Source organism: uncultured Pseudomonas sp., from assembly GCF_913774235.1.
Classification (GTDB): Bacteria; Pseudomonadota; Gammaproteobacteria; order Pseudomonadales; family Pseudomonadaceae; genus Chryseomonas.
The window spans coordinates 115069-126903 of sequence record NZ_CAJYDW010000016.1 but is presented as its reverse complement, the minus strand read 5'-3'; the positions used below and the strand labels follow the sequence as shown (position 1 = coordinate 126903).

The window sequence follows — 11835 nt, the reverse complement described above, 5'->3', positions numbered from 1 at the left end:
TGACTGGCCTGGCCAGGCGCTCCCGGTCACGCTCGCCTTCCCTCAGGAGAACAATCATGAAAACCGTCGCCCAGTTGCTCGCCGCCAAAACCCAGCAAGACGTCTATACCACCACGCCGGAGGCCTCGGTACTCGAAGCCCTGCAACTGATGGCCGACAAGAACGTCGGCGCCTTGCCGGTGCTGCGCGGCAACGAACTGGTGGGCATCGTCAGCGAGCGCGACTATGCGCGCAAGATGGTGCTGCAGGGGCGTTCCTCCTATGCCACCCCGGTGAGCGCCATCATGACCGCCGCGGTGATCATCATCCTGCCGCAGCAGACCGTCGCCGAGTGCCTGGCGCTGATGACCGAGCACCGCCTGCGCCACCTGCCGGTGATGGGCAATGGTCGGCTGATCGGGCTGCTGTCCATTGGCGACCTGGTCAAGGAAACCATGGTCGAACAGGCCGAGTTGATCCGCCAGCTGGAAGGCTACATCCGCGGCGAGTGAGGACGGCTGTCTCAACCTGTCCCAAATGCGGTAACGACAATCATTACCATTCGTGCCCTTTCCCAGTTGGAGGGCACGTTACATGGCAAGGCTGCAACGCTTCATCCCCGCGCCCCTGGCGCTCGGCCTGGTCGCGACCAGCCTCGCGGCCGGCGCCGAAGAGGTCACCGAACTCGAGACCACGGTGGTCACGGCATCCGGCTTCGAACAGCGGCTGGAAGACGCCCCGGCTTCGGTCACGGTGATCGACGCCGAGACCCTGCGCAAGCGTCCGGTGCGCGACCTGGGCGATGCCCTGCGCGACGTCGAGGGCGTAGTGGTCAACGGCTCGGCCAACGAGGCCGACATCTCCATCCGCGGCATGCCCGGCGACTACACCCTGATCCTGGTCGACGGCAAGCGCCAGAGCGGCCGGGAGTCCCGGGTCAACGGCAACCGCGGCTACGAGCAGAGCTTCATCCCGCCGGCCGCCGCCATCGAGCGCATCGAAGTGGTACGCGGGCCGATGTCCTCGCTGTACGGCTCCGATGCCATCGGTGGGGTGATCAACATCATCACCAAGAAGAATGCCGCCACCTGGAACGGCTCCCTGACCACCGACTACCTCGCCCAGCAGCACAGCAACCAGGGTAATTCGCGGCAAAGCCAGTTCTACCTGAGCGGTCCGCTGCACAGCGAGTTGCTCGGCCTGCAGCTCTGGGGCCGCTACCTGGATCGCCAGGCCGACGATGACGTGGAGCAGACCCAGGGCTTCAGCAAGGCACGCCACCGCGACCTGACCGGGCGCCTGGTCTTCACCCCGAACGAGGATCACGAGTTCCTGCTCGAAGCCGGGCAGACGCGCCTGCGCAACGGTGATGGCCTGAGCGACAACTGGGCAACCCGCCAGCAGGACAACGACCGCGATCACTGGTCGCTGAGCCACACCGGTCACTGGACGGGCGGGATGCGTTCGGACGTCTCGCTGTTGCACGAGCAGACCTCCCGCGAAGGCCTGGCTACGCCGGCGCAGACCGATGTCTATGGGCGCAAGCCCAAGGTCGAGAACACCGTGTTCGACGCCAAGCTGGTGACCCCGTTGGACGACCACCTGCTCACCACCGGCCTGCAATACAACCGCGGCGAGGTGCAGGACTGGAACCAGGGGCTGAACGATCGCCGCCAGTATTCCTTCGCGGTGACCCAGCAGGCGCTGTTCGCCGAGGACGAGTGGGCCATCACCGACAGCTTCGCCCTCACCGGCGGCCTGCGCCTGGATCACCACGAGTTGTACGGCAACCACTGGAGTCCGCGCCTCTATGGCGTCTGGCACGCCACTCCCGAGTGGACCTTCAAGGGCGGTGTCTCGCGCGGCTTCAAGGCACCGGAAATCCGCGCCGTGGCGCCGGGTTACGCCTATCTGCGGCGCAATCGCTTCGTCATGCTCGGCAACCCGGATCTCAAGCCGGAAACCAGCACCAACTACGAGGTGGCGGCGCTCTGGTCCAACCGCCGCAACCTCGACGCCGCGGCGACGCTGTTCTACAACGACTTCCAGGACAAGCTGTCCACGGTAACCACCACCGAGCGCTGGAACGGCTACATCCGCATGGATCGCATCAACGTCGACGAGGCGGTGATGCGCGGCGTGGAGCTCAGCGGTGGCTGGGACATCACCGACGCCCTGCGCCTGGGTGGCAATTTCACCTACCTGGATTCCGAGCAGCGCAGCGGCCCCAACCAGGGCGCTCCCCTGGCCCTGACTCCGGAGCGCAAGGCCAATCTGCGGCTGGACTGGACCCTGTCGGAGCGCCTCAATCTGTGGACGGCGCTGGACTACTATGGCGAGGAATACGACGCCACCCTTACCGGCGAGGCTGCACCGGCCTACACCACCTGGGACGTAGGCGGCGGCTTCGTGGCGACGCGCAACCTGAGCTTCAATGCTGCGATCCGCAACCTCAGTGACCGCCGCCTGGACGACGAGACCTATGGCACGGTGAACTACGGCCGGCATCTCTGGGTGAGCGCGACCCTGAGCTTCTAAGGGGACTCGGATGCTCCACGTGGAACCTCTGCGTGGTGAGCGCAAGATCGCTGCCGGAGCCGTAGCGTGAAAAACGGCGTAGCCTTTTCCACTAGGGAGGCCTCTGTAAGGCATGCCCTCACCCTAACCCTCTCTCAAAGGGAGAGTGGGCCAGCCGGGCAGGCGTTTGTCTCCAGTACCAGTGAGATCCCTATCGATCAGGGTGTCGCCAGTTTGGGAGCCACAGTCTTGACGCGATCAGGGTGGTCCGCTGCTCTGGCTTGGGCTATCGCGGCCATGGGCCGCTCCTACAGGGAGTGATGCTTTTGTAGGAGCGGCCGCATCGGCGGACCGCCATGGCCACGATCAGCTGAGAGGATTCAGACGCCGAAACCCGATATTGGCTGCCCCAACAAAAAGGACGGTTGGACTTCGTCATGCACGCCCCGAACTAGGTGGCTGACGGCAGCAGCACCCGGGCGCAGAGTCCGCCTTGCAGGCGATTGTGCAGCTGCAGCTCGCCGCCATGGGCGAGGATGCAGGCCCGGGCGATGGCCAGGCCGAGGCCGAGCCCGCGGGCGGAGTCTTGGCCCGGCGGTCGGTAGAAGGGCTCGAAGACCCGTTCCAACTGGTCCTCCGGCAGGCCGGGACCGTCGTCGAGGATGTCCAGCCGAAGTAGCTGGGGCGCGGGGCGCGACAGTTCGAGCGTGGCGCTGCCGCCGTGCTGCAGGGCATTGTCGAGCAGATTGCCCAGGGCGCGCTTGAGCGCCAGCGGGCGACCCCGCAGCAGGGTCGATCCGGCGCCCGACCAGGTCACCGGCTGGCCCAGCGCCCGGTAGCGCTGGTGCAGGTCCTGCAGCAGGGCGCTCAGGTCGACATCCTGGTGGGCTTCGGTCTGGCGCTCGCCACGGATGAAGTCGAGGGTCTCCTGCACCATGGCGTCCAGCTCGCCCAGGCTTTCTTCCATGTCGTCGCGTTCGACCGAGGGCTCCAGCAGGGCCAGTTGGACCCGCAGCGCGGCCAGCGGGGTGTTGAAGTCATGGCTGATGGCCGCCAGCATGCGCACCCGGTCGTCCAGATGGCGCAGCAGCCGCTCCTGCATCAATTCGAAGGCCGCCGCCAGCTCCCGCGCCTCGCGCGGCCCCCGGCGGACGTCCAGGCGACTGCGCTCGCCCCGGCTGAGTCCTTCGGCGGCACGGGTGAGTTGCCGCAGCGGTCGCACCAGTTGCCCGATCAGCAGCCAACCGAGCAGCAGCACCGGCACGGCGCCCAGCAGCAGCGACCAGCCCAGGGCCGTCAGCCAGCCATCGCTGCGCGCCGGGTATTGCACGGCATTGAGCCAGCGGCCGTCGGGCAGGGCCAGGCTGCTGCGCAGCTGCAGGGGCGCCCAGCCGGCGGCGGTCAGCGGCGAGGCACGGGCGGCCTCGCCGGCGATGCTTTCCAGCTGCATCACCAGGCCGGCTTCGGATTGCCCCAGGCGCCGCGCCAGATCGCGGACCAGGCGCCGTTCCTCGCTGAGCATGGGGAAGGGGGCCACCTCGGGCGTGGTGGCCATCCAGAGTCGCGCCGGAGGTTCGGCCAGTACCCGTAGCAGGGCGTCCGCCTGCGCCGCGGGCAGACGATCCACCGCGGTCCGAGCGACCGCCAGGCGCTCCAGGGCCTGGCCGTAGGACAACGGATGGACCAGCGAGCCGGTCTGGTGCAGCACCAGTGCCGCGGCGGCATGCGCCAGCAGCAGGGTGGCGCAGAACAGCAGACAGAGGCGCGGCGTGATGCCCTGCAACCAACTCCGCCAGGGCGTGACCAAGGCTAGTCCAGCGCCTCTACCGGGCAATCCAGCAGATAGCCGCGGCCCCAGACGGTACGCAGTGGCGACTCGCCGGCGGCATCGGCCAGGCGCAGCCGCAGGCGACTGACCTGGCGATCCAGAGAGCGGTCTTCCAGTTCGCGGTCGGGCGCTCGCACCTGGGCCAGCAGTCGATCCCGATGCAGCACGGCCTGGGGCTGGCGCAGGAAGGCCAGCAGCAGCCGAGCCTCGGCCTGGCCCAGGCGCCGGGCGCTGCCGTCGGGATGGCGCAGGCATTGGGTGAGGGGGATGTAGTGCCAGTCGGCGAAGCGATAGGCCGCCGCCGGTGCGGGCTCGCTTGGGAGCGCCGGGGCGGTCGCCTGGTAGCGCCGGTGCAGGGTACGAATCCGTGCCACCAGCTCGCGCGGTTCGAAGGGCTTGGTCAGGTAGTCGTCGGCGCCCTGTTCCAGGCCGCGCACGCGGTCATCCACCTCACCGCAGGCGGTGAGCAGGATCACCGGCGTGTCGCTGCGTTCGCGCAGTTCGCGGCAGAGGCTGAAGCCGTCGCCATCCGGCAGCATCACGTCGAGGACGATGACGTCGAAACGCTGCTCGGCGAGCAAGGCCTTCATCCGCGTAGCGTCGGCCGCGGGGGTAGCTTCGAACCCCTGGCGTCGCAGGTAGGTGGCCAGGGGTTCGCGCAGCTTTCGGTGATCGTCGACGAGAAGGACGTGGATGGCGGTCACGGCAATGGGGGCGGTGGCAGCGAGCGCTCTAGGATAACGCTTTGCCGGTCCGCTTGGTATTGCTTCTCATTTGCCGGGAGCGACCGCCAAGGCGCTGCGTTGTCGGCCTTCGGCATCGAAGTTGTCCGCCGCCAGCCAACGCTCGAAGCCGGCCTGCACCTGCGGCCATTCCCCGTCCAGCAAGCTGAACCAGGCGGTGTCGCGATTGCGGCCCTTGACCACCCGGTGCTGGCGGAACATGCCTTCGTAACTAAGGCCCAGCCGCTCGGCGGCGCGCTTCGAGCGGGTGTTGGCGTTGTCGCATTTCCACTCCAGCCGGCGATAGCCCAGAGCGAAGGCTTCCCGCATCAGCAGGTACACGGCCTCGGTGGCCAGGGGTGTGCGCTGCATCCGTCCACCGAAGGCGACATGGCCGATCTCGATGCTGCCGTGCTCCGGGACGATGCTCATCAGGCTGAGTTGCCCCACGGCCCGGCCGTCGCGCGGGTCCACCACTGCATAGAACAGCGGATCGCGGCCCTGGGCCAGGCTGGCCAACCAGGCGTCGAAGGCGGCCCGCTCGGCGAAGGGGCCGTAGGGCAGGAAGTCCCACAGCGCCGGGTCGTCGGCATGCAGGGTGTGCCAGAGGTCGGCACCGTGGCGTGCCGGATCGAGGGGCTCCAGGCGGCCATGCTGACCCTGCAGCAGGCGAGGTTGGGGCATGCGGGCCGGGGTCCAGGCGAGGGTGGTCATGGGCGGTCTCCCAACAGGTGGCGGTACTGGATGAAGCCGGAACGGGTGGCGATGCGATCATAGAGCTGGCGCCCCGGATAGTTGGTTTCCTGGGTCAGCCAGTGCACCCGGTCGCAGCCCGCGGCCGCAGCCTGGGCGTAGACATGCTCGATCAGGGCACGCCCCAGGCCGCCGCCACGATGACCCGCAGCGACATAGAGATCCTGCAGGTAGCAGTAGTCGGCTTCGGTCCAGCAGGAACGGTGATAGATGAAGTGCACCAGCCCCAGGGGACGGTCGCCCTCCCAGGCGAGGGCGCCCTGCACGGGTTCGTGTGGGTCGAGCAGACGCTGCCAGGTGCTGGCATAGGTGGTCTCCGGCAGGACGGTTTCGTAGAAGGCCAGGTAGGCCTGCCAGAGCTCGTGCCAGACGGCGTGGTCGTGCGGGGTGAGGGGGCGGATGGTCATGGTTGGCTCCGAGGTCAGGACGGGGCGGTCATCAGCTCGGCTACGGCCTGGTCGCTCGGATCGGCGCTGGCGGCCAGGCCCTGGCGGACGCCTTCGCGGTCGGCGGCGTTGCGGTTCTGGCTGAGCTTGGCGATGCCGGCGAGACTGTCGAGGGGCAGGCGCAGGCCGCGGATAGCGCGCAGCATGCCCTGCAGGTAATCCGCCGGTGCATCCGCCACCCGCCAGGGCAGGGGCCGTCCGGCTTCGTGCTGGTTGGTGAGGCGCTCCAGCAAGGGCAGCAGGCGCTCGGGGTCGTCGAACACCTCGACCGTGCCGCGGGCGTGCACCGCCTGGTAGTTCCAGGTCGGCACCACCCGGCCATGTTCGGCCTTGCCTGGATAGAGCGACGGACTGACATAGGCCTGGGGACCCTGGAACACCGCCAGCACCCGCCCATCCTCGACCAGCGCCTCGGCCTGGGGATTGCTGCGCGCCAGATGACCATAGAGGGTGCCATAGGGACCTTCGGCAGGGTCCAGCCAGAGCGGCAGATGGCTGACCAAGGGGCCGCTGGCGGTCTGGCTGACCAGCAGGGCGAGGGCCTGGTCGCGCAGGTGCTGGTGCAACCTCGGCACGTCGTCTAGACGGAAAGCGGGATTGGGGTACAAGACTGAAGTCTCCAGTAGCGTCTCGTCATGCTAAGGTCGGCTTTGGCTCCCTGTAAGAGCCAATTCCTGCGACTTCTAGGGTGCCAATCATGCTGGGATTCGATCCCTCGGGCCTGCTGCTGGAACCGGGCCAGGGCCTGGCCCGCCAGCTTTATCAAGGCTTGCGCGGGCGCATCCTGGCCGGCGAGCTGGCGGCTGGGGTAAGGCTGCCGGCCAGTCGCGAACTGGCGCGATTGCTGGGCGTCTCGCGCAACACCGTGACCGCCGCCTACGAGCAACTGCTGGCCGAAGGCTTTCTCGACAGTCACCAGGGCGACGGCACCTACGTGGCTGGTATAACCCAGGCGCTGGCGCCTCAAACGAGTGCCGTACCGACGGCATCGCCAGCCCCTGCCAGCGTTCCGCCTGGCGCCCCGCGCGCCTTCCGGGTCGGGTTGCCGGCGGTGGATCTGTTTCCCTTCGCCACCTGGGCGCGGTTGCAACAGCGCTTCTGGCGCAATCCGGACGCGGCACTGCTGGGCTATCGCGAACCCGGCGGTGAGCCGCGCCTGCGGCGGCTGCTGAGCGCCTATCTGCGCCAGGCGCGCGGGCTGGTCTGCACACCCGAGCAGATCCTCATCACCAGCGGGGCGCAGCAGGCCATTGAACTGTGCGCCCGGTTGCTGCTGGCACCCGGTGCCCTGGCGGCGATGGAGGACCCCGGCTATCGCGCCGCGGGCCTGGCGTTGCAGAGTGGTGGGGCGCGGTTGCTGGGAGTGCCGGTGGATGGGGCAGGACTGGTGGTGGAGCAGTTGGCCGGTCAGCGAGACTGCCGGCTGGTCTATGTCACGCCCTCGCACCAGTATCCCACCGGCGCCGTGCTCTCCCTGCCACGACGGCTGGCACTGCTGGATTGGGCCCGGCAGGCGGATGGCTGGATCATCGAGGACGACTACGACGGCGAGTACCGCTACCAGGGCGCGCCTTTGGCACCCCTGGCTGGGCTGGATCGCCATGGCCGGGTGCTCTATGTCGGCACCTTCTCGAAGATCGCCTTTCCCGGTCTGCGCCTGGGCTATCTGGTGGCGCCCCCGGCCCTGGTGCCGGCGCTGCTGGCCTTGCAGCGCGCCGGAATTCGCCATCTCGACAGCGCCACCCAGACGGTGATGGCCGACTTCATCGAGCAGGGCCACTTCCAGCGCCATATCCGCCGGATGAGGCGTGCCGCCCGGGCGCGCCGCGATGCCTTGCTGGCCGGCTGGCCCCAGGTCGCCGGCTGCGCCACGCCCAGCGTGCCGGTTGCCGGGCTGCACCTCTGCCTGCCGGTGACGAACCTGGCCCGGGAAGCCGAGTTGGTGGCCCAGGCGGCAGCCGTGGACGTGGAGCTCAACGCCCTGTCGCGCTACTGGCTACCCGAAGGCCCGCTTTCGCCCGACGCCCGCGCCGGGCTGGTGCTGGGCTTCGCGGCGGTACCGGAGGTGCGGATCGGCCAAGCCCTGGTGCGATTGCGTAGCGCCTGGGCCTAACGCCCCCGATACGCCTTCCCGTAATGCTGTTCCAGGCGCGACTGGATGAACTCCATCGCCAGCGACATCAGCCAGTAGAGCACCGCCGCGGTGGTCAGCATCTCCAGGTAGCGATAGCTGGAGCGGCCGTAGGACTGGGCGAGGAACATCACTTCCCAGACACCCATCACCGAGACCAGGGAGGAGTCCTTGAGCATGGAGATGAACTGGCTGGTGGTGGGCGGGATGATGCTGCGCATGGCCTGGGGCAGGGTGACGCGCCAGAAGATCACCCGTGGCGCCAGGCCGAGGGCCAGGGCCGCCTCGCGCTGGCCGGCGGGGACGCCGAGCAGGCCGGCGCGAAAGATCTCGCTGAGGTAGGCGCCATAGTTCAGCGACAGGGCGAGGATGCCGGCGCTGATGGCGCCGGGTACCACGCCGATCTGTGGCAGACCCAGGTAGATCAGCAGGATCTGGATCAGCAGCGGGGTGCCGCGAAAGAAGGAGGCGTAAAAGGTGGCCACGCCATAGGCCAGGGCGCTGGACGACAGTCGCCCCAGCGCCGCGGCGAAGCCCAGCAGCACCGAGACGGCGATGGAGCAGAGGCTGAGGAACAGCGTCAGGGCCGCGCCCTGCAGGAAGCCATTGGGGCCCAGGCGCCAGCCCACCAGGTTGGGCAGCCGCGGCCAGACGCTGGCGAACTTGAGATCGAAGCCGAGCACGAAGACCACGCCCCCGGCCAGCAGCGCCAGCCAGGTCAGCCAGACGCGGGTACGAAAGCTCAGCAGGGGGCGGCGCTGGTCCGGGGGCGGTAGCTCAGTCATTGGGTGATGTCGGCGCCGATCCACTTCTCGGAGATGCGCTTCAGGGTACCGTCCTGGCGCAGCCCGTCGACGATCTCGCGCAGCTTGGCGGCGAATTCCGGATCGCCCTTCTCGATGGCCACGGCGTTGGGCTCGGCATAGAGCGGCGCGCCGGCCAGCTTGAACTTGCTGTCCTGGGCCAGGCGCGGCTGGGCGGTCACCAGGTTGGTCAGCACCGCGTCCAGGCGCTTGCCGGCGCCCAGGCCCAGGTCCTGGAAGGCGACGTTGTCGTCTGGGAAGGGCACCACCTGGACATCATCGAAGGGATAACTTAGCGGCTTGTCCTCCTGGCCCTCGATGGTCAGGTCCTTGTTCAGGTAGCTCTCGTAGGAGGAGGCGCTGGTGACCCCGACCTTCTTGCCGGAGAGGTCCTTGGCGCCGTGGATGCGCTCGTCACCGGCGTTGACCACGATCACCGCCGGCGAGGCGTAGTAGTTGACCGGGAAGTCGAACACCTGGGCGCGGGCCTGGCTGGGGGTCATGGAGCAGATGCAGACGTCGTAGCGACCGCTCCAGCGGCCGGCGGCGATCACGTCCCAGGACGGCGTTTCCAGGCGCAGCTTGACGCCCAGCTTGTCGGCCACCGCCTTGGCCACGTCCACGTCGAAGCCTTCCAGCTGATTCTGGGCGTTGAGCTGGGAGAAGGGCGGATAGCTTTCCATGAGCACATTGACCAGCTCGCCCTTGGCCTTGATGCGCTCCAGGGTGGCGCCGGCCGAGGCCGAGGTGGCGACCAGCGCCAGGGTCAGGCCTAGGGCCGATAGCAGAGCGTTTCTCATGGGGCGTCCTTTGCAAAGGTTAAGAGGGCCTGGTATTAGAGAGATATGAGAACCGATATTGAACTCTGTTTTGGTTATAAGGGAAAGTGAAAGAGCTATATGGCTAACGTGAATCTCGTTCTTCTCGACGGCGGCATGGGCCGTGAGCTCCAGCGCCGCGGCGCGCCCTTCCGCCAGCCGGAGTGGTCGGCCCTGGCGCTGAGCGAGGCACCGGAGCAGGTGGAAGCCGTGCATCGTGCCTATATCGAGGCCGGCGCCCAGGTGATCACCAGCAACAGCTATGCGGTGGTGCCCTTCCATATCGGCGAAGAGCGCTTCGCCGCCGAAGGCGAGGCCCTGGCCGCGCGGGCTGGCCAATTGGCACGGCAAGCGGTGACGGCCAGCGGGCAGCCGGTACGGGTGGCAGGCTCCCTGCCGCCCTTGTTCGGCTCCTACCGTCCCGACCTGTTCGAGCCGGCGCGGGTGGACGAGGTGCTGCAGCCGCTGATCCGCGGTCTGGCGCCCCATGTCGATCTCTGGCTGGCGGAAACCCAGAGTTCGCTGGCGGAGGTACGGGCCATCGCCGCCGGGCTGCCGGACGATGGCAAGCCGCTGTGGCTGTCCTTTACCTTGAAAGATGAAGATGTGGATGAGGTGCCGCGGCTGCGTTCGGGCGAGCCGGTGGCCGCGGCCGCGCAGTTGGCCGTGGCGCTGGGCGCCGGAGCCTTACTGTTCAATTGCAGCCAGCCCGAGGTGATGGCGGCGGCGCTGGATACCGCGCGGACGACCTTTGCCGCGGCGGGAGTCGAGATTCCCTTTGGCGCCTATGCCAACGCCTTTCCGCCCCAGCCGGCAGAGGCCACCGCCAACGACGGCCTCGACCCCCTACGGCCGGACCTGGATCCGCCCGGCTACCTGAGCTTCGCCCAGGACTGGCAGGCCCGTGGTGCCAGTCTGATCGGCGGTTGCTGCGGCATCGGCCCGGAGCATATCGCGGTGCTCGACCAGCGGTTGCGTGGCTGACGCCAGAGGTAAAAAAGAGCGGACAGCGCCCCCGGCACTGTCCGCTTTTTTCTTGCCGCAACGCGCCGCTCAGACCTGCGCCTGGCCACCATCGGCGAACAGCTCTGCGCCGTTGACGAAGCTGGAATCGCTAGAGGCCAGGAACAGCGCGACCCTGGCAATCTCCTCCGGCTCGCCAACACGACCCAGGGGTATCTGGCTGGCGAGGTGGTCCAGCAGGCCCTGCTGCTGGGCGGCGTCCGGCCCGGCCAGTTCCACCAGGCCCGGAGTGCGGGTGGCGCCGGGGCTCAGGATGTTGACGCGGATGCCGCGGCCCTGCAGCTCCAGGATCCAGTTGCGCGCGAAGGCGCGGATGGCGGCCTTGGAGGCGCCGTAGACGCTGAAGGCCGGGGTGCCGGTGCTGGCGGCGGTGGAGCCGGTGAGGATGACCGAGGCCTGGTCTGCCAGCAGCGGCAGAGCTTTCTGTACGGTGAACAGCGTGCCCTTGACGTTACGGTCGAAGGTGTCGTGGTAGTGGGCTTCGGTCACCTCGGCGAGCGGCAGCATGCTGCCACCGCCGGCATTGGCGAAGAGCACATCGAGGCGTCCGTGTTCGCGGCGGATGCGCTCGTAGAGGGCATCGAGCTGGTCCAGTCGCGAGGAGTCCACGGCGATGCCGGTGGCGTTGCCGACCTGGGCGACGGCGGCGTCCAGCGCGGCCTGCCGCCGTCCGGTGAGGATGACGTGGGCACCCTGTTGGGCGAAGAGTTTGGCGGTGGCCAGGCCGATGCCGCTGGTGGCGCCGGTGACGAGGGCGATCTTGTCGGTGAGTTTGAGGGTCATGCTGAATCTCCAAGAGGTTGTGATCAGGTGGA

The 11835-nt window shown here is 68.1% G+C and carries 12 protein-coding genes; 4 read left to right on the top strand and 8 right to left on the bottom strand.

What is annotated here, in order from left to right:
- The first annotated feature begins 56 nt into the window (after positions 1-56).
- Positions 57-491 (top strand): CBS domain-containing protein, encoded by a 435-nt coding sequence (locus QZ471_RS15745; protein WP_295465410.1) that lies wholly within the window; start codon positions 57-59, stop codon positions 489-491.
- An 82-nt stretch (positions 492-573) separates the two neighbouring features.
- The gene (locus QZ471_RS15740; RefSeq protein WP_295465408.1) at positions 574-2517 is read left to right on the top strand and encodes a TonB-dependent receptor; all 1944 of its coding nucleotides are present in this window, start codon (positions 574-576) and stop codon (positions 2515-2517) included.
- A gap of 430 nt (positions 2518-2947) precedes the next feature.
- On the opposite strand, the gene QZ471_RS15735 is transcribed toward QZ471_RS15740, so the two are convergent.
- From QZ471_RS15735 to QZ471_RS15715, 5 genes are all read right to left on the bottom strand, one after another.
- Positions 2948-4303: a HAMP domain-containing sensor histidine kinase gene (locus QZ471_RS15735; RefSeq protein WP_295465406.1), complete on the bottom strand. Its 1356-nt coding sequence runs from the start codon at positions 4301-4303 to the stop codon at positions 2948-2950.
- A 2-nt stretch (positions 4304-4305) separates the two neighbouring features.
- On the bottom strand, positions 4306-5028 hold the full coding sequence (locus tag QZ471_RS15730; RefSeq protein WP_295465404.1) for a response regulator transcription factor: 723 nt from the start codon (positions 5026-5028) through the stop codon (positions 4306-4308).
- 66 nt (positions 5029-5094) lie between these two features.
- A complete protein-coding gene (locus tag QZ471_RS15725) occupies positions 5095-5760 on the bottom strand; it encodes a GNAT family protein (RefSeq protein ID WP_295465402.1) in 666 nt (221 codons plus the stop codon).
- Positions 5757-6206, bottom strand: a complete 450-nt coding sequence (locus tag QZ471_RS15720; protein ID WP_295465400.1) for a GNAT family N-acetyltransferase — start codon at positions 6204-6206, stop codon at positions 5757-5759. Before QZ471_RS15720 ends, QZ471_RS15725 begins: the two co-directional genes overlap by 4 nt.
- A gap of 14 nt (positions 6207-6220) precedes the next feature.
- A complete protein-coding gene (locus QZ471_RS15715; RefSeq protein ID WP_295465398.1) occupies positions 6221-6853 on the bottom strand; it encodes an FMN-binding negative transcriptional regulator in 633 nt (210 codons plus the stop codon).
- An 80-nt stretch (positions 6854-6933) separates the two neighbouring features.
- Between QZ471_RS15715 and QZ471_RS15710 the strand changes: the two genes are divergently transcribed.
- Entirely contained in the window at positions 6934-8358 is a 1425-nt protein-coding gene (locus tag QZ471_RS15710; RefSeq protein ID WP_295465396.1) for a PLP-dependent aminotransferase family protein, read from the top strand.
- On the opposite strand, the gene QZ471_RS15705 is transcribed toward QZ471_RS15710, so the two are convergent.
- Positions 8355-9161 (bottom strand): amino acid ABC transporter permease, encoded by an 807-nt coding sequence (locus tag QZ471_RS15705; RefSeq protein ID WP_295465394.1) that lies wholly within the window; start codon positions 9159-9161, stop codon positions 8355-8357. The two genes, QZ471_RS15710 and QZ471_RS15705, sit on opposite strands and share 4 nt — an antisense overlap.
- Entirely contained in the window at positions 9158-9979 is an 822-nt protein-coding gene (locus tag QZ471_RS15700) for an ABC transporter substrate-binding protein (RefSeq protein ID WP_295465392.1), read from the bottom strand. The genes QZ471_RS15705 and QZ471_RS15700 overlap by 4 nt, the downstream gene beginning before the upstream one ends.
- 99 nt (positions 9980-10078) lie before the next feature.
- On the opposite strand from QZ471_RS15700, the gene QZ471_RS15695 reads away from it, so the two are divergent.
- Positions 10079-10981, top strand: a complete 903-nt coding sequence (locus tag QZ471_RS15695; RefSeq protein ID WP_295465390.1) for a homocysteine S-methyltransferase family protein — start codon at positions 10079-10081, stop codon at positions 10979-10981.
- A 69-nt stretch (positions 10982-11050) separates the two neighbouring features.
- Here the strand turns inward: QZ471_RS15695 and QZ471_RS15690 are convergent, their stop codons facing one another.
- Positions 11051-11803, bottom strand: a complete 753-nt coding sequence (locus tag QZ471_RS15690) for an SDR family oxidoreductase (protein ID WP_295465388.1) — start codon at positions 11801-11803, stop codon at positions 11051-11053.
- Positions 11804-11835: the final 32 nt, after the last annotated feature.

Bases quoted from the DNA above. Each gene is read 5' to 3' on its own strand.
- QZ471_RS15745 (WP_295465410.1), top strand. From the start codon at position 57: ATGAAAACCGTCGCCCAGTTGCTCGCCGCCAAAACCCAGCAAGACGTC.
- QZ471_RS15740 (WP_295465408.1), top strand. From the start codon at position 574: ATGGCAAGGCTGCAACGCTTCATCCCCGCGCCCCTGGCGCTCGGCCTG.
- QZ471_RS15725 (WP_295465402.1), bottom strand. From the start codon at position 5,760: ATGACCACCCTCGCCTGGACCCCGGCCCGCATGCCCCAACCTCGCCTG.
- QZ471_RS15720 (WP_295465400.1), bottom strand. From the start codon at position 6,206: ATGACCATCCGCCCCCTCACCCCGCACGACCACGCCGTCTGGCACGAG.
- QZ471_RS15705 (WP_295465394.1), bottom strand. From the start codon at position 9,161: ATGACTGAGCTACCGCCCCCGGACCAGCGCCGCCCCCTGCTGAGCTTT.
- QZ471_RS15700 (WP_295465392.1), bottom strand. From the start codon at position 9,979: ATGAGAAACGCTCTGCTATCGGCCCTAGGCCTGACCCTGGCGCTGGTC.
- QZ471_RS15695 (WP_295465390.1), top strand. From the start codon at position 10,079: ATGGCTAACGTGAATCTCGTTCTTCTCGACGGCGGCATGGGCCGTGAG.
- QZ471_RS15690 (WP_295465388.1), bottom strand. From the start codon at position 11,803: ATGACCCTCAAACTCACCGACAAGATCGCCCTCGTCACCGGCGCCACC.